This is a genomic window from Nereida ignava, assembly GCF_047114695.1.
Taxonomy (GTDB): Bacteria; Pseudomonadota; Alphaproteobacteria; order Rhodobacterales; family Rhodobacteraceae; genus Nereida; species Nereida ignava.
In genome coordinates this window covers 860,569-876,923 of record NZ_CP112885.1, presented here as the reverse complement: position 1 = coordinate 876,923, position 16,355 = coordinate 860,569, and the positions used below count along the sequence as shown (strand labels likewise).

At 54.8% G+C, this 16,355-nt stretch carries 14 protein-coding genes; 6 read left to right on the top strand and 8 right to left on the bottom strand.

The window, feature by feature from the left end; genetic code table 11:
* Nucleotides 1-26: 26 nt before the first annotated feature.
* Complete coding sequence (nhaA, locus tag OLX08_RS04245; RefSeq protein ID WP_412535667.1) at nucleotides 27-1,223, bottom strand: Na+/H+ antiporter NhaA; 1,197 nt, start codon at nucleotides 1,221-1,223, stop codon at nucleotides 27-29.
* 201 nt (nucleotides 1,224-1,424) lie between these two features.
* Here nhaA and OLX08_RS04240 point away from each other — a divergent pair, with 201 nt between their 5' ends.
* Nucleotides 1,425-2,108 (top strand): molecular chaperone DjiA, encoded by a 684-nt coding sequence (locus OLX08_RS04240; protein ID WP_341245981.1) that lies wholly within the window; start codon nucleotides 1,425-1,427, stop codon nucleotides 2,106-2,108.
* Between the two features lie 46 nt (nucleotides 2,109-2,154).
* Complete coding sequence (locus OLX08_RS04235; protein ID WP_391482688.1) at nucleotides 2,155-2,538, top strand: hypothetical protein; 384 nt, start codon at nucleotides 2,155-2,157, stop codon at nucleotides 2,536-2,538.
* Here the strand turns inward: OLX08_RS04235 and OLX08_RS04230 are convergent.
* The 6 genes from OLX08_RS04230 to OLX08_RS04205 form a co-directional block, all read right to left on the bottom strand.
* Nucleotides 2,535-4,115: a Ppx/GppA family phosphatase gene (locus tag OLX08_RS04230; protein ID WP_391482687.1), complete on the bottom strand. Its 1,581-nt coding sequence runs from the start codon at nucleotides 4,113-4,115 to the stop codon at nucleotides 2,535-2,537. The two genes, OLX08_RS04235 and OLX08_RS04230, sit on opposite strands and share 4 nt — an antisense overlap.
* Nucleotides 4,116-4,198: 83 nt before the next feature.
* Nucleotides 4,199-6,364 carry an RNA degradosome polyphosphate kinase gene (locus OLX08_RS04225; RefSeq protein ID WP_391482686.1) on the bottom strand — a complete coding sequence of 722 codons (2,166 nt, stop codon included), beginning with the start codon at nucleotides 6,362-6,364 and terminating at the stop codon, nucleotides 4,199-4,201.
* Nucleotides 6,365-6,433: 69 nt separating this feature from the next.
* Complete coding sequence (locus tag OLX08_RS04220; RefSeq protein WP_391482685.1) at nucleotides 6,434-7,093, bottom strand: DnaA ATPase domain-containing protein; 660 nt, start codon at nucleotides 7,091-7,093, stop codon at nucleotides 6,434-6,436.
* 9 nt (nucleotides 7,094-7,102) lie between these two features.
* Nucleotides 7,103-8,206 (bottom strand): AI-2E family transporter, encoded by a 1,104-nt coding sequence (locus OLX08_RS04215; protein WP_391482684.1) that lies wholly within the window; start codon nucleotides 8,204-8,206, stop codon nucleotides 7,103-7,105.
* Nucleotides 8,207-8,266: 60 nt separating this feature from the next.
* Nucleotides 8,267-9,004: an SDR family oxidoreductase gene (locus OLX08_RS04210; RefSeq protein WP_391482683.1), complete on the bottom strand. Its 738-nt coding sequence runs from the start codon at nucleotides 9,002-9,004 to the stop codon at nucleotides 8,267-8,269.
* A 124-nt stretch (nucleotides 9,005-9,128) separates the two neighbouring features.
* The gene (locus tag OLX08_RS04205; protein WP_082136594.1) at nucleotides 9,129-9,644 is read right to left on the bottom strand and encodes a fasciclin domain-containing protein; all 516 of its coding nucleotides are present in this window, start codon (nucleotides 9,642-9,644) and stop codon (nucleotides 9,129-9,131) included.
* Nucleotides 9,645-9,854: 210 nt separating this feature from the next.
* Between OLX08_RS04205 and proS the strand changes: the two genes are divergently transcribed.
* From proS to OLX08_RS04185, 4 genes are all read left to right on the top strand, one after another.
* Nucleotides 9,855-11,198, top strand: a complete 1,344-nt coding sequence (proS, locus tag OLX08_RS04200) for a proline--tRNA ligase (RefSeq protein WP_391482682.1) — start codon at nucleotides 9,855-9,857, stop codon at nucleotides 11,196-11,198.
* 74 nt (nucleotides 11,199-11,272) lie between these two features.
* Nucleotides 11,273-12,550 (top strand): lipoprotein-releasing ABC transporter permease subunit, encoded by a 1,278-nt coding sequence (locus tag OLX08_RS04195; RefSeq protein ID WP_391482681.1) that lies wholly within the window; start codon nucleotides 11,273-11,275, stop codon nucleotides 12,548-12,550.
* The gene (locus OLX08_RS04190; protein ID WP_391482680.1) at nucleotides 12,543-13,226 is read left to right on the top strand and encodes an ABC transporter ATP-binding protein; all 684 of its coding nucleotides are present in this window, start codon (nucleotides 12,543-12,545) and stop codon (nucleotides 13,224-13,226) included. Before OLX08_RS04195 ends, OLX08_RS04190 begins: the two co-directional genes overlap by 8 nt.
* A gap of 125 nt (nucleotides 13,227-13,351) precedes the next feature.
* Complete coding sequence (locus tag OLX08_RS04185; RefSeq protein WP_391482679.1) at nucleotides 13,352-14,341, top strand: Ldh family oxidoreductase; 990 nt, start codon at nucleotides 13,352-13,354, stop codon at nucleotides 14,339-14,341.
* A 12-nt stretch (nucleotides 14,342-14,353) separates the two neighbouring features.
* On the opposite strand, the gene parE is transcribed toward OLX08_RS04185, so the two are convergent.
* The gene (parE, locus tag OLX08_RS04180; RefSeq protein WP_391482678.1) at nucleotides 14,354-16,312 is read right to left on the bottom strand and encodes a DNA topoisomerase IV subunit B; all 1,959 of its coding nucleotides are present in this window, start codon (nucleotides 16,310-16,312) and stop codon (nucleotides 14,354-14,356) included.
* Nucleotides 16,313-16,355: the final 43 nt, after the last annotated feature.

The window sequence follows — 16,355 nt, the reverse complement described above, 5'->3', positions numbered from 1 at the left end:
TTTTGTTGTTCGTTCAAGAGCGTGGCCTAGGCGGCGACGGCTTGTTCTTTTTCGTCGCGTCGTGCGGCAATCTTGAGGGCCGCAAAGCCCAAAATTGCAGAGACGACAGAGCCTGCCAGAACACCTACGCGGACTTGGTTCATCAAGGCCGGATCATCAAAGCTGAGTGAGCCGATGAACAACGACATTGTGAAGCCGATACCGGCAAGGCAGGCAACGCCGTAGATGTGCAACCAATTGGCACCAGCGGGCAATTTTGCCAGTCCCGATTTGACCATCAGCCATGTGATGCCGAAGACACCGACCTGCTTACCGACGATCAAACCAAGTGCGATACCAAGTGGCAGTGGGAGGAAGATGTCCGTCACAGACATGCCCTTGAAGACCACGCCTGCGTTGGCAAAAGCAAAGATCGGCACGATCAGGTACAGCACGTAAGGCGACAAAGCGTGCTCGAGTGAGTGTAGCGGTGACTTGCCCCATTTGTCCTTGAGCGGGATACAGAACGCCGCAACAACACCGGCCAGCGTTGCGTGAACACCGGACTTCAAAACAAAGACCCACATGATTGTCGCAAGCAAAATGAACGGCGCAATACGGTGCGCGCCTTTGAGGTTAAGCATCACCATACCAGCCAGCGGGATCAGCGCGAGGTAGAGATAATCGACCTGCAGATTGGCTGTGTAGAACAGCGCAATAATAATGATCGCACCCATGTCATCCAAAATCGCAAGGGTCAGCAAAAACACCTTAAGCGAGGACGGCACGCGGTCACCCATAAGTGCAAGCACACCAAGGGCAAAGGCAATGTCTGTTGCCGCAGGGATGGCCCAGCCTTTGATGCTGACAAGGCCAGAGTTCAAGGCGAAGAAAACAAGTGCGGGAACAACCATTCCACCAACAGCGGCCATACCCGGAAGCACCACATCGCGCGGATTTTTCAGTTTGCCCTCAAGCAGCTCTTTCTTCAGTTCAAGACCGATTAGAAAGAAGAAGATCGCCATCAAACCATCGTTAATCCACAAGATTAGAGGCTTGGCGATGCCCTCATCATTAAGTTTGACTGAGAAATAGGAGTTCAACCAGCTCTCATAAAACGGTGCGAGCGCCGAGTTTGCGACGATAAGCGCCGCCACGGCAGAGAGCATAAGCAAGATCCCTCCGGAGGCCTCGGAGGAAAAGAAGCGATCGATAGCGCGTTGTAAGGGCATTTGACTGTCCATTTGGTTATTGTTGTGGGTAACAGCTTTTGCTGTCACATAGTCCTCAAAATGGTGTTTAGCGGGTGATTTTCAAGATATCTGACCTGCGAAATCGTCCGAAATTAACCGTAATTTGACCGTTTCAGCAGGCCTGCCTGATTTACATGTGTTGGGAGGGCGCTTTGCACTGACAAAGGTCTCAAAAAGGCGTAACTTGGCGGTATGTCGATTTGGTCTCGAATAGCTGATGCATTATCTGCGCTCACCTTGGGTGAGGGCCTGTCGAGCGTATTTGAAAAGCTGCGCACCCCGCCTGAGCGGACTGTTGGTTTTACCATCGCGGTAATCGCTTTGGGGGCAAAAATGGCAAAAGCTGACGGGCATGTTACCCGTGACGAGGTCACTGCCTTTCGCGAAGTTTTCCATATTCCCGCACAAGAAGAAGATCAGGCAGCACGGGTTTTTAACCTTGCCCGTCAAGACGTTGCGGGCTTTGATATTTACGCCGCGCGGATTGCAAAGATGTTTGAGCGCGATAGTCATGTGATTTACGACCTGATGGAAGGGCTGTTCCATATCGCACTTGCGGACGGTGTCTATCATCCCAACGAGGATGATTTTTTGCACGAAGTCTCGAACATTATGGGGCTGTCCGAGGCACAGTTCCGACAGCTTCGCGCGCGATTTGTGGAAGGCGCGCACAAAGACCCCTACGATGTTCTGGGCGTCACACCGAGCACCCCTCTGAGCGAAATCAGAACCGCATGGCGCGCCCTTGTGCGCGATACCCATCCAGACCGTTTGGCTGCGCGCGGCTTGCCGGCAGAGGCTGTGCGGATGGCTGAAAAACGTCTGATAGATGTTAACGCTGCTTGGGACGAAATTGCGGGCCAAAAAGTACACTGAGCCTTTTGGGACTTCAAATTTGGACAATCGATTTTAGGTGAATGGTATGAAAAGTATTCTTTATGTTGCTGCGATAACCTTTGCTTTGACGCTTTCGGCTACGGCGCAGGACGTGGCGCAAGAACAGCCAGAGCAAGATGAACGATCGTTGATGCAGCGCGGTTTTGAGATGTTCTTTGAGGGGCTTTTGAACGAAGTAGAGCCGCTTAAGGAAGATTTGGATCAGCTGTCCGACGCTCTTGAGCCATCTTTGCAGGCGCTGATCGAAGAGTTTGGCCCTGCGTTGCGCGATTTGGCAGACAAGATCGACGACGCGACACGTTATGAAGCGCCCGAGGTTTTACCGAACGGCGACATCATTATCCGCCGCAAAGAAGACGCGGCGCCAAACACGGACGCACCCTCAGCAGACGGGCAGATCGAGATTTAGCGGCGGCGCATGTTCACTTGTGGCTTAGCATCTAGGCTGCTGCACAGAGACATAAAGCGAGCTTCGGCGACCTCACCGTAAAGGGGCTGCGCATCCGCCGATAGAACCAGTTCCAAAACCTTTTTCTTGGGATACCACTTCAGCTCGCCCATGGGCGTGTCCGCCTGCATCCAAAGCATCGCGCCAAAACGAATGGCTTTGCCCAGAATTTCAGCCTCGCGTTGGGCCTCAACAGGGAGCAGGGAAGACAGCTCCTCAAAGCGCGTGCCTTCACGGTTGTTGCGGTAGCGGTGCAGCAGGGCAAGGCCAAGGTAGACGCGCTCTGCGTGCTTCAAACCACCAAGGTTTGCGCGTGTTGCAGTATCAAAACACACCTCGGCACGGTAGTCAGGGTGGGCACGCCAGCTGACGTCATGAAGCAAACAGGCGGCTTTCACCATACGCTTGCGTCCATCGGGTAGGGCACGAAACAGCGGTTTGATAAAGGTATAAAGCGTGCGGCCAAAGCCGGGTAGGCGGGCGTCTTTATCTTCTGCAAAGCGGCAGGCTTCGATCAAAGGATCACGTTCGCGCAGGCGCTGCGGCATCTGCTCATAGAGCATGCCTTCGCGGATCCCATAGCTTGAGATGGCGATGTCTTTGGGCTTGAAACGGCTTGTCAGCACTTTGAGCACCTCAAGCGCGTAGGGCACAAGCGCCATGCGGCTGCCCGAAATGCCGCACAATTGGCGCAGTTCTTCAAGATCGTGGCCAGCTACAAATTCGGCAGTTGCACGCACGGATTTTGATGTCATCCGGTATTCATGCAGCACGTGCAGCGGATAGCCCAAACGCTCCATATCAATGCGTGCGATGGCCCGCCACGAACCGCCTACCAAGAATAAGCGGTCATTTTGATCGCCCATTTTTGCGTGCAGCTCATCCATGACCGCTTCGATGTGGGCCTTGCGCCCTTTCTTGCCGCCTTTGATATCGCGCAGCTTGAGCGGACCCAAAGGCGATGTTTCGCGCTTACCAACGCGTCCGTCACGCAACTCGGCCAACTCAAGCGAGGCGCCACCGATATCGCACACCAGCCCGTATGACTTGGGCCAGCCAAGCAACACACCTTGTGCAGAAAGGCGCGCCTCTTCTTTGCCGTCGATGATCCAAAGCTTCAGGCCGGTTTGCGCCTCGACCTCGTCTCGAAAGGCCAGCCCGTCAGAGGCTTCGCGCACGGCGGCTGTCGCAACAGTTGTCAGCGGTGGGATCCCCAAGCCTTCGGCAAGTTTCACAAAGCGCAAAATAGCAGCCAGCGCACGGGTGCGTCCTTCGGGATTCAGATGACCCGTTTCGGCAAGCCCCGCCCCCAAACCGCACATGATTTTTTCGTTGTAGAAATACGCAGGCGATCGCGCAGCGCCGTCAAAAATGACCAATCGAACTGAGTTTGAGCCAACATCAATCACACCAACCCGTGACAAAGCACGTGCAGACGTTTCTTGGAAAAGGGGTCTGCCGAACGGGCCCCATTCGGAGATGTCATCGCCAGTGCTATCTTGACGCGGAGCGCTTTTGGGGGTGCTGGTTTTGGTCATTGCGCATCCGTCTTTGGCCACTTGCGCCTCTTGTATGGCCGATTTTGGCCGTGGCGCACAATCCTAGAAACAGCTCCGCGACGTTAGTCCTCGGTGTGGGTCAATTTGGGCACGTCTGCTGCACCTGCGGAGCCCCGTCCTGAAAGTGACGGGTTTTCCATAAAGAAACGGTGACAATTAAACGCAAAGCTGTCTTCGGGGATGTCGGGACGGGTCCAGTTGCCGTTTCCGTCCATTACCCAGCTTTGCGCAACGTCAGCCAAATTAGCCGCCATCACTTGGCTGACAATTTGTGCTTTTACGGTGGGATTATCGATCTCAACCAACGTCTCAACGCGGCGGTTAAGGTTCCGCCCCATCCAATCTGCAGAGCTGATGTAGACCCGCGCTTTTTTGCTGGGCAGGCCTTTGCCGTTTCCGAAACACACAATGCGGCTGTGTTCCAAAAAACGTCCGACGATTGATTTGACACGGATATTTTCTGACAGCCCTTTGATACCGGGCTTCAGCCCGCAAATACCGCGCACCACGAGGCTGATTTGCACACCCGCTTGGCTGGCAGCATAAAGCGCGTCGATCACATCTGCCTCGATCAGGCTGTTCATCTTGGCCCAAATAGCGGCAGGGCGGCCTGCGCGGGCGTGTTTTGCCTCTTCCTCGATCCGCTCAAGCAGCGTTGATTTCAGTGTCATGGGGCTGATCGACAGGTTTTCCAAAACTTCGGGCTCTGCATAGCCCGAAAGGAAATTGAACACTTTGGTTGCATCGCGTCCCAAGGCGGGATCGCAGGTAAAGAGCGATACATCAGTGTAAATGCGGGCTGTATCAGGGTGGTAGTTCCCAGTGCCGTAGTGGGTGTAGGTGACCAGTTGGTCACCCTCGCGGCGAACGACGGTGCTGATCTTGGCGTGGGTTTTAAGCGTCATAAAGCCGTAGACAACATGAGCGCCTGCGCGCTCAAGCCGGCGCGATTGGCGAATGTTGGCGGCCTCATCAAACCGTGCTTTCAGTTCAACTAGTGCGGTGACGGATTTGCCGTCCTCTGCCGCTTCGCAAAGTGCTGACACGATCGGGGAATTCTTGGAGGTCCGATAAAGTGTTTGTTTGATGGCCAACACGTTGGGGTCACGGGCGGCCTGTTGAACAAACCTGACTACCATATCAAAAGTCTCATAGGGGTGATGCAGCAGCATGTCTTTCTGGCGGATAGCCGCAAACATATCAGCGTCGTGGTCCATAACCCGTTCAGGAACGCGCGGCTTGAACCCCGGCCACATCAAGTCGCTTCGATCTTTGATGATCAGTGCTGACAGGTCTGCAACACCAACAACCCCTGATACATCAACGATCTCACTGTCTTCGACATCGAGGTTGTGCATCAGCATCTTGCGCAGTGCTGCGGGGGCGCCGGTAGACAATTCAACGCGGATAACCTCACCACGGCGGCGGCGTTTCAGTGCGGTTTCAAATTCGCGCACAAGGTCTTCTGCTTCTTCTTCAACTTCCAGATCACTGTCGCGCAAAATGCGAAACAGACATTGCCCAACAGTCGCATAGCCGGGAAAGATCGTATCAAGGCGCAGCAGCATAAGGTCTTCGACAGGCAGGAAACGCACGGCATCACCGGGCATGCGGACAAAACGGTCAACCTGCGCGGGGATCGGCAAAAGAGCTTGAAGGGGTTCTTTATCGCGGCGGCGCTCAAGTTGCAGGGCAAGCGACAGACCGGCATTTGGGATAAATGGAAACGGGTGTGCTGGATCAATGGCCAGCGGTGAAAGGACCGGAAAAACCTGACTGAGAAAATGCTCGTTCAAAAATTCCAGATCAGAAGGGGTCAGCTCATCACGCTCAAGAATGGTGATGCCTTCGTGTTCCATCTGATCGCGCAGCACACTGAACACGTCTTGTTGTTTGGCCATCAAAGCACCGGCATTGGTGTTGATCATGGCCAGCTGTTGCGCGGGCGTTAGCCCGTCCGCGGCGGGTGTCAGGTTGCCTGCGTCATCAAGCTCGCGCAGTCCGGCCACGCGCACGGTATAAAATTCGTCCAGGTTGGTTGCTGAGATGGACACGAACCTAAGCCGCTCAAGCAGTGGGACTTTAGGGTTTGCCGCTTCCTCAAGTACCCGCCAGTTGAACGCCAACCACGAGACTTCGCGGTTAAAAAAGCGATCTGGTCCGCTTATGTCTGCGTCGATTTCGATGGGCGCAGGAAAGGGATGGTCAAGGAAATTTGCGTGAGTCATGGCCTAGTTATACATGGATATTTGTAACACCGAAGTAACGATTGCCACTTTGGTTACGTGCAGCGCGATTTAGCGTGCAAGGTCAGACAAAACATCCCGCGCCAGATCACGGTTGATTGTGCGGCGCTCTGACAGAGCGCGTTTATCCATGGCGGCGACGATCTGGTGGGCGTGGGCAAAGCTACGCTCGGAATGGCGTAAAAGATAGGTCAGCACAGCCGGTGTGGGTTGCAACTGTCGGTCTGCAAAGCCTTTGACCAAGACTGCCATCAGCAACATGTCGTCTGGCTCATCTATTTGTACGAGTGCTGTGCCTTGCAAACGGCTAGCCAAATCCGCAAGTGCGATAGGCCAGTGGTTTGGCGCGCCAATCCCCGTAAGAAGCAGCCGTCCCCCACGGCCCAAAACCGCGTTGTGGATGTGAAACAGCATCTCTTCGGCATCATGTTGGCCCGCAATGGTGTGCACGTCTTCAACCACAACTGCATTTTCTTCAGGCATCTCAAGGCTGGCGGCATGTATGATCTTGGCACCTGATTGGCTGGCCCAGACGTGGGACAAATGGGTTTTTCCCGCACCTTTTGGCCCACTCAGGACAAGCTTACCGTTTGGCCACAGATCGTCTTGCTCTGCTTGGGCAACGGCCAGCGCGTTGGCCTCGCTGATGAAAAAGTCATCACGTCCAAGCGCCGTGCGGGACGGCAGATCAAAGCTTAGCTGTTGTGGCATCGAAAGGGGTTAGTCCTGCTTATCAAGGCCGCGATATAGCCGGCCATCGGTGTATTGCTCAATGCCAAAGCGTACCAAAACGCCGATCATTGCGGCCAATGGTACCGCGACAAGCATGCCGACAAAGCCGAATATTGACCCAAAAACCGACAGTGCAAAAATAAGCCAGACTGGATGTAGCCCCACGGATTTGCCGACGAGTTTTGGGGTAAGAACGTTACCTTCAACCACCTGACCGATGACAAAGATTACTCCCACAGCCCCGATGCGGAACCAGTCAGTTGCTACCTCAACGCTGGTGCCGTCGATCATTTGTGTGCCGCCCCAGAATTGGAAAAGGGCCAACCCGATTGCCAGAATGCCACCCACCAACGCGCCCACATAGGGAATGAACGTCACAAGCCCCGCGATGAACCCGACGATCAGACCAAATTGCAGCCCCACTGTCATAAGTGCCACGGCATAATATGCACCAAGAACCAAACACACCGTGCCCATGCCGCGAATGAAGCTTGCCAAGGTCGCGTCAATATCACCGGCAAGTTTGCGGATCGTAGGGGCGTGGTCACGGGGTAAAAGCTCATCGACGCGGGCGGTCATGTTGTCCCAATCGAGTAGCAGATAGAATGCAACCACAGGCACCAATACGAGCAGGACCAAAATATTGATCAGACCCTTTGCGCTGGTCAAAAGCCCTTCGACTAATGCGCCGCCCTTGGCTTGGATTGCTTCGCCAATGCTTGAAAGTTGTTTGCGTATCACGGACTGGTCGTCAATCAACGACGGGAACCGCTCGGTCAATGCAACACGTAGGCGCTCAAACACATCAGGGGCGGTGTTCACCAACTGCCCTGCTTGCTCAAGCAATGACGGAATAACCAACAAGAAGGAGAGACAGAAGATCAAGATCGCGACGATGGTGATGGTTACAGTCGCCAAAACGCGGCTTGCGCCAAGTTTTTCCAGCCGGTCCGCAAGGGGGTCCAGGCAGTAGGCAATTGCGCCACCAAGCACGAAGGGCAGGATTACGTCGCCCAAAAACCACAGGATCGCAAAGACAACCGCCGTTGCAATTCCCCAGTACTTTGCTTGTTGTTCGATGGGCAGCGCCATTGCCGTCTCCTTTGGTCCTACATCGCGTCTTGCACGAGCGGTTTCAAGCAATATCACCTGTTAAGAGGGTGCTGGCAATCCGACGGCTGCGCGGCCTTCTGGGGTTTTGATGCTGAAGTCTGTGCCTGCGTATTTTGCGCCGTCCGGCCCGCACAAGTAGGCGATCGCTTTGCCGACCCATTCAGCAGGGATATGCGCGTCCCATGACATTTGGCTGACTGCGTTGATGCCACTTTTGGCGATGTCGCGCTGCATATCCGTGGCGACTGTTCCTGGGCTAAGACCTACACAGACAATACCGCGGGATGCGTTTTCCAGATGGGTGCATTTGGTCAGGCTCAGCACTGCGGCTTTGGTGGCGCAGTAGTGTGACCAGCCTTCCAGCGCGCCTGTGGCCGCACCTGAGGAAATATTGATGATCGTGCCTTGGTCCATCGCAGGAAGCGCCGCGCGGATACCATAGTAGACGCCCTTAAGGTTCACATCGACGATCTGGCTCCAAGCGGCAGGATCGCTGTCTTCAATGCGCGCAATCGGGTCGATCAGGCCTGCGTTATTGACCAAAACATCCAAGCCGCCCCATTCAGCAACCACTGTTGCTACGGCTTTTTCCATTGAGGCGAAATCGCTGACGTCTGCGGTAATTGCGATGCCGCCAATGTCTGCGGCAAGGGTTTCAAGGGCAGCGCCGTTCCGCGCCAGCACGGCAACTTTTGCACCGCGTTCAGCCAAAACCCGTGCGGCCGCCTCGCCAATGCCGCGTGACGCGCCGGTGATCAATATCCGTTTACCGTTCATAGTTTTGTCCCATCCTCTTTCACGTAGCTTGATCCATTGTCGAACAACCGAAAGCCGCCCACAACATAAATAAAGCCCCGCCAGTTTGCACCGACGGAGCTTTTTTCAGTTTACGGTTGATTGATTAGTGGCAAGCGGGCCGTGTGCCGGGTAGCAACACTTTGTCGATCACGTGGATCACACCGTTGTCTGCTTTGATGTTGGCGATGATGACATTGGCGCTTTCGCCTGTTCCATCGGCAATGCTGACGCCGCCCGCACCTTTGGTGATGCACATCCGCTCGCTAGCCAAAATCGGCTTGAAGTAGTTTGAACCAGCAGGGATTTGCTCGGCGGTCAGGTTGCGATCATCCACATGGTAGAGCAGCACATTCGTCAAATCACCCTTATTTTCTGGCAGCAATAGCGTCTCAACAGTGCCCTCGGGTAGGGCCGCAAACGCATCGTTTACAGGCGCAAAAACGGTGAAGGGGCCAGGTCCGGACAGTGTGTCGACCAAGCCTGCGGCAGAAACAGCGGCCACAAGGGTTGAGAACCGCTCATCGCCGACGGCGATATCAACGATTGACTGTGCGGACGCTGCTGTTGCCATTGTTGCGGCGACTGCACCTGCTGCGGCGGCTTTTAGAAAACGGTTCATACTCTTTAACTCCCATAAATTACACCAACGGCAACCAAGTTAAGCGGTACCTGTTGTGCTTAGTGTTACGGTGGGCAAGGAGAATGGATCACAATGAGTTGCCAAAGCCATTTGCTGCTGAGCCTCACTGGCCACTAACAATCGTCGATTGCCAACGCTGGCCACATTGCCTAGACCTGCTTTAATTCAACACACAAAGGCCCCAAACACATGCGTATGTCCCGCTATTTCCTGCCCGTCCTCAAGGAAAACCCTTCTGAGGCGTCAATCGTGTCGCACCGTTTGATGTTGCGGGCGGGGATGATCAAACAGGCTTCTGCGGGGATTTATTCTTGGTTGCCGATGGGCCTGAAAGTTCTGCGCAATATCGAGACCATCGTCCACGAAGAACAGCAGCGCGCTGGGCATATTCCGGTTTTGATGCCAACGCTGCAATCGGCTGATTTATGGCGGGAGAGCGGACGTTATGATGACTACGGCGAGGAGATGCTGCGCATTTCAGATCGCCACGGTCATGACATGCTGTACGGTCCCACCAACGAAGAGCAAATTACCGATATTTTCCGCGCTCACGTGGGCAGCTACAAAGATCTGCCGCTGACCCTTTATCAAATCCAGTGGAAATTCCGTGATGAACGCCGTCCGCGTTTTGGTGTTATGCGGGGCCGTGAGTTCTTGATGAAAGATGGCTACACGTTTGACTTGACCAAAGAAGACGCGCTTCACGCCTACAACCGTCACTTGGTGACATATTTGCGCAGCTACGAGCGGATGGGGCTACAAGCGATCCCGATGCGTGCGGACGGTGGCCCGATTGGTGGCGATTACACGCATGAGTTTTTGGTGCTGGCTGAAACAGGCGAGTCCGAAGTCTTCTACGACAGCGAGATCACAGACCTTACGTTTGGCGACCGCGCGATTGATTTTGATGATGTTGCGGCCTGTGCTGGAGTGCTGGATGAGTTCACCTCACGCTACGCGCGCACGGATGAAACCCACGATGCAGAGTTGTTTGCCCAAGTCCCAGCTGATCGTCAGCGCACTGCGCGCGGTATTGAAGTGGGTCAGATTTTCTACTTTGGCACCAAATATTCGGAAGCCATGGGCGCTACTGTTGTGAACGATCAACAGCAAAAAGTACCTGTGCACATGGGCAGCCACGGTATCGGCGTTTCGCGTCTGTTGGGCGCAATTATTGAGGCTTCGCATGATGATAACGGCATCATTTGGCCCGAAGGCGTAACGCCGTTCCACTGTGGTATCGTCAACCTCAAGACAGGTGATGCAGAGGCTGATGCGGCCTGTGAAGCGCTCTATGAAAGCATAGTCGCGTTGGGTCTTGAACCGCTTTATGATGACCGCAACGAACGGGCAGGCGGTAAGTTTGCCACGATGGATCTGATCGGTTTGCCATGGCGCATTACCGTCGGGCCGCGCGGCTTGAAGAACGGTGTTGTTGAGCTGACATCGCGCCGTACCGGCGAAAGTGAGGAGCTGTCACCCGAGCAGGCGCTTTTGAAGATTGCACAAATCTATGGCAAGGCGGCGTCTTAAATCCCAAGTTGGCGCGCTTTGTGATAGTAAGCGCGTCGACACATTTTGAGTAATTAATACAGGGGTCGATCTTCATGCCCAAACCCTTTGCGCCATTTGAATGGATGATCGCTTGGCGTTATTTGCGCGCCAAACGGGCAGAGGGTGGCGTGTCTGTAATGACATGGATTTCGCTGATCGGGATCACCCTAGCCGTCTTTGCGCTTATTGCGACATTGGCAGTACGCGCAGGTTTTCGGGCAGAGTTTGTTGATACGATCCTTGGTGCGAACGCCCATGTGACTGTCTATCAAACGTCTGAGATCACACCGAACGGTGGCGCCAGCCGTGTGATCGAAGATTATGACGCGGTGGCCGAACGCTTGCGCCAAATCGATGGTGTGACCCGTGCAGCCCCCCTTGTTCGTGGCAATGTCATGGCCAATCAGGCCGATCGTAATACGGGCGTTCAGGTTTATGGCATCAGTCTGCCTGACCTGCTGACCATCCCGCGCATCGCCGCGCCCGAGCAGAGCATCGGCGTGATTTCGGATTTTGAAAAAGGTGTGGCCGTTGGCTCAGGTGTTGCGCGTGAATTGGGTCTGGGCGTCGGTGACAGGATCAAAATCATATCGCCCAATGGCGCACGCACGCCTTTTGGCACGAAGCCACGGGTTGGCGCGTTTGAAGTGGTCTATATTTTTAGCGCCGGTCGCTATGACATTGACCAAACCCGCGTCTATATGCCGTTTGCCCAAGCACAGGAATTTTTCAACCGTGAAGGCGTAGCGGATGAAATTGAAGTGATGGTGGACACGCCCGAACAGATTGAGCGGTTTGCGGGCCCATTGATGACCGCTGGCGGGGATCGCACGCTGCTGTGGACGTGGAAAGATGCAAGTGGGTCGTTCCTTCAGGCGCTTGATATCGAAGACAACGTAATGTTCATCATCCTGTCGATCCTCGTGTTGATTGCAGCAATGAACATTGTCAGTGGCTTGATTATGTTGGTGAAAAACAAGGGTCGCGATATTGGTATTTTGCGCACGATGGGCCTGACGGAAGGTGCAGTTTTGCGGGTCTTCTTTATATGTGGTGCGTTTACGGGCGTTATCGCTACGGCGCTTGGAGTGATCTTGGGGTGTCTGTTTGCCCTCTATATTGATCCGATTTTTGGGTTTGTGAACACGGTCGCTGGCGGTGGTGTGTGGGATCCATCGATCCGTGGCATTTATCAATTGCCCGCAAAACTACAGCTTGAAGACGTTTTGTCAGCTGTCGGTTTGTCGCTGCTACTGTCATTCACGGCAACAATTTTTCCTGCGCGTAAAGCGGCGCGCATGAACCCCGTTGAGGCGCTGCGCTATGAGTGATGCTGTGCTGGAACTTAAGGGCGTCACCAAGACCTATAACGCGGGTCAGCCAAACCAGATTGACGTGCTACGGGGTATTGATCTGTCTATTTCGGCCGGTGAAGTGGTGGCCCTTGTTGCACCGTCGGGTGCAGGCAAGTCGACGTTACTGCATATTGCGGGGCTGCTCGATACGCCCACAAGCGGAGATGTTTTGCTGGCGGGGCGCGAGATGACACGGCTGAATGACCGAGCGCGGACATCCGCGCGCCGCGATGATGTTGGATTTATTTACCAGTTTCATCATTTGTTACCTGAGTTTTCGGCGACTGAAAACGTGACCTTGCCACAACTTGCAGCCGGTACACCGCGACGGGCGGCTGACGCGCGAAGTCAGGCGCTGCTAGAGCGTGTTGGGGTTGCGCACCGGGCAGCCCACCGCCCTGCGGAACTGTCGGGGGGTGAGCAACAGCGTGTTGCGTTCTGTCGTGCGTTGGCCAATCAGCCTAAGTTACTTCTGGCTGATGAACCCACCGGCAATCTTGATCCTGAAACCTCTGAACGGGTTTTTTCAACATTGTTGGACTTGGTGCGTGAGACGGGGTTATCCGCTTTGATTGCGACGCATAATCTTGAATTAGCCGCAAAAATGGACCGCCAAATTAGGCTGGATGCAGGCGCGCTTCGCACCGCTTGAGACTGACGTTCAAGCGTAGCCACATCAGATGGCATACGCAGCGGCATTGCCATTTCGGGATTAGGGCGTAAACCTGCGGCCAAAATCACGAACCACTTTCCAACAGCGCGCAAGGATTTCGCCAGATGACCACAACATCCCAGTCGATCACTGACATTTATCAAACGGCGAAAGAAGCACTGGTGGCTTATGGCGCAACGCAAAGCGTTGCCCATCATGTGGCAGATGCGACCGCGCGTTCCGAGAGCCTTGGCAACGTGATCTGTGGTCTGGCGTATTTGGAAAGCTACTGCATTCAATTGGAAAGTGGGCGTGTAAACGGGTCTGTTGAGCCACGGGTTGAGCGTCAAAAAACCAGTGCAATTTTCGTCGACGGTGGCTTTGGTTTTGCACAGCCTGCCTTTGCTGCAGGGCTTGAAACGGCTGTCATTGCAGCCAAAGAAAATGGCGTCGCCAGTTTGGCGGTGGGGCATACGCATACTTGCACGTCGCTTGGGTACTTTACCGAACAAGCCGCCGCGAAAGGCGTGATTTGTATCGGGATGACGAATGCTTCGCCTGTAGTGGCGGCTCCAGGTGGCAAAACGCCAGTGATCGGTACGAACCCGATCGCTCTTTCAGTGCCGGACGGCGCTGGCGGCGTGGCGATGCATTTTGACTTTTCGACCAGCGCAGTGGCATTGGGCAAGATCGCGATGGCTAAAGCCGCAGGTCAGCCGATCCCGCTTGGCTGGGCGGTTGATGCACAGGGCGGTCCAACGACTGATCCGGAGGCCGCATTGGCAGGCTCGCTTGTGTCAGCTGGCGGCTACAAGGGCTGGGGGCTTGGTCTGATGGTCGAGATTCTGGCCGCTGGTATGACAGGTTCCGTTAACTCGCTTGATGTGGGCGGGCTTAAAAAAGCTGAAGGCAGGCCACATGATTTAGGGCAGTATTACTTGATGATTGACCCAAGCGGCGCACCTGAATTTGCAGCGCGTATCGCGCGGGTGAGTGACGCAATCGCCGCCGACGAAGGTGCGCGTGTGCCAGGCAAAAAACGCAACGTGATGAGCAACGTCGAGGTTCCTGTAGCCCTGTGGACACGGGTTCAGGAGTTGGCCAAAGGCGCGTAACAGCGCCCTTGGTTAGACGTCCAGCTCTTCAACGAACTGGGCGTTTTCCTGAATGTATTCAAAGCGTTTTTCTGGTTTTTTACCCATCAAACGCTCGACCAGATCACCGGTTTCACCGGCAACATCCTCGTCAATCGTGACGCGGATCAGCTTGCGGGTCATGGGATTCATCGTTGTGTCTTTAAGGTCTTTGGCGTCCATTTCGCCCAAGCCTTTGAAGCGTGACACATCGATTTTGCCCTTGCCGCCCAAACCTTTTTCAAGCCATGCGTCGCGCTCAGCTTCATCAAGGCAATAGACACGCTTAGCCCCTTGGGTAAGTCGGAAAAGCGGCGGGCAGGCCAGATAGAGGTGGCCTGTGTCAATCATCGGGCGCATTTGTGTGAAGAAGAATGTCATTAGCAACGCAGCAATGTGTGCGCCGTCTACGTCCGCGTCGGTCATGATGATGATCTTGTCGTAGCGCAGATCATCGACGTTGAATTTGGTGCCAAGACCGACTCCAAGCGCTTGGGTCAAATCAGAAATTTCGGCGTTGCTGCCAAGTTTAGAGGACGCTGCGCCAAGCACGTTCAGGATTTTACCGCGCAGTGGCAATAGTGCTTGGGTTTTGCGGTCTCGGGCCATTTTGGCTGACCCACCCGCGCTGTCACCCTCAACGATGAACAGTTCGGTGCCTTCGCGGTTGGTCGCAGAACAGTCGACCAACTTACCCGGTAGGCGCAATTTTTTGGTGGCTGACTTTCGTGCTGTCTCTTTTTCTTGGCGTCGGCGCAGACGTTCCTCGGCACGCAGGACGAGGAAATCCAAAATTGCACCCGCTGATTTGGTGTCTGCAGCAAGCCACGTATCAAAGTGATCGCGTATGGCGTTTTCTACCAATCGTTGCGCCTCAACAGTGGCGAGGCGGTCCTTTGTTTGGCCTACAAACTCTGGCTCGCGGATGAAACAAGACACAAGCGCAGAGCCGCCAGTTGTCAGATCTTCACGGGTGATGGAGGCGGCCTTTTTGTTGTTGGCCAATTCGCCGTAGGCACGAATGCCTTTCAAGATTGCCGCCCAAAAGCCTGCTTCGTGGGTGCCGCCTTCGGGGGTGGGCACGGTATTACAATAGGACTGGATAAAACCATCGCGCGAGGGCGTCCAGTTGATGGCCCATTCAACCTTGCCCGGTGTGTTGAACTTTTCTTGGAAATCAACTGTGCCCGCAAAGGGCCGCTCGGCATAAGTTGACAGCCCTGAGAGGGTCTCGCCCAGATAGTCGGCAAGGCCGCCGGGGAAATGGAAGGTCGCTTCTGTGGGTGTTTCACCGTCATCAATCGCTGATTTCCAACGGATCTCAACGCCAGAGAACAGATACGCCTTAGAGCGGATCGATTTGAACATCCGCGCAGGCTTAAAGCGGTGTGAGCCAAAGATTTGCTCGTCCGCGTGGAACGTCACAGTGGTGCCACGCCGGTTGGGGGCTGCGCCGATTTTCTCGACCCCACCCAACGGTACACCGCGTGAAAAGCTTTGCTCGTAGAGTTCTTTGTTGCGGGCCACTTGCACGACCATGCTGTCAGACAGTGCGTTGACAACGGACGCCCCCACACCGTGCAGACCGCCTGATGTTTGATAGGCTTTGCCAGAAAATTTGCCGCCTGCGTGAAGCGTGCACAAGATCACCTCAAGCGCAGATTTGTCGGGAAACTTTGGGTGCGGATCAATCGGGATGCCGCGACCGTTGTCGCGGATGGTCACGCTGTAATCTGCGTTCAGTTCGACCTCGATGCGGTTGGCATGGCCTGCAACGGCTTCGTCCATAGAGTTATCGAGCACCTCGGCGACCATGTGGTGCAAGGCGCGCTCGTCCGTGCCGCCAATATACATACCGGGACGTTTGCGAACGGGCTCGAGGCCCTCGAGCACTTCGATGCTGTCTGCGTTATAGTCATCGGCTTGGGCGCCGGACAGAAGATCATTGGCCATGGTACTGCTTCTTTTATACGTGTTTGGCTCCACTATGACACGC

Coding starts and splice junctions, on each gene's coding strand:
- nhaA (WP_412535667.1), bottom strand. CDS start 1,223: ATGGACAGTCAAATGCCCTTACAACGCGCTATCGATCGCTTCTTTTCC.
- OLX08_RS04240 (WP_341245981.1), top strand. CDS start 1,425: ATGTCGATTTGGTCTCGAATAGCTGATGCATTATCTGCGCTCACCTTG.
- OLX08_RS04235 (WP_391482688.1), top strand. CDS start 2,155: ATGAAAAGTATTCTTTATGTTGCTGCGATAACCTTTGCTTTGACGCTT.
- OLX08_RS04230 (WP_391482687.1), bottom strand. CDS start 4,115: ATGACCAAAACCAGCACCCCCAAAAGCGCTCCGCGTCAAGATAGCACT.
- OLX08_RS04225 (WP_391482686.1), bottom strand. CDS start 6,364: ATGACTCACGCAAATTTCCTTGACCATCCCTTTCCTGCGCCCATCGAA.
- OLX08_RS04220 (WP_391482685.1), bottom strand. CDS start 7,093: ATGCCACAACAGCTAAGCTTTGATCTGCCGTCCCGCACGGCGCTTGGA.
- OLX08_RS04215 (WP_391482684.1), bottom strand. CDS start 8,206: ATGGCGCTGCCCATCGAACAACAAGCAAAGTACTGGGGAATTGCAACG.
- OLX08_RS04210 (WP_391482683.1), bottom strand. CDS start 9,004: ATGAACGGTAAACGGATATTGATCACCGGCGCGTCACGCGGCATTGGC.
- OLX08_RS04205 (WP_082136594.1), bottom strand. CDS start 9,644: ATGAACCGTTTTCTAAAAGCCGCCGCAGCAGGTGCAGTCGCCGCAACA.
- proS (WP_391482682.1), top strand. CDS start 9,855: ATGCGTATGTCCCGCTATTTCCTGCCCGTCCTCAAGGAAAACCCTTCT.
- OLX08_RS04195 (WP_391482681.1), top strand. CDS start 11,273: ATGCCCAAACCCTTTGCGCCATTTGAATGGATGATCGCTTGGCGTTAT.
- OLX08_RS04190 (WP_391482680.1), top strand. CDS start 12,543: ATGAGTGATGCTGTGCTGGAACTTAAGGGCGTCACCAAGACCTATAAC.
- OLX08_RS04185 (WP_391482679.1), top strand. CDS start 13,352: ATGACCACAACATCCCAGTCGATCACTGACATTTATCAAACGGCGAAA.
- parE (WP_391482678.1), bottom strand. CDS start 16,312: ATGGCCAATGATCTTCTGTCCGGCGCCCAAGCCGATGACTATAACGCA.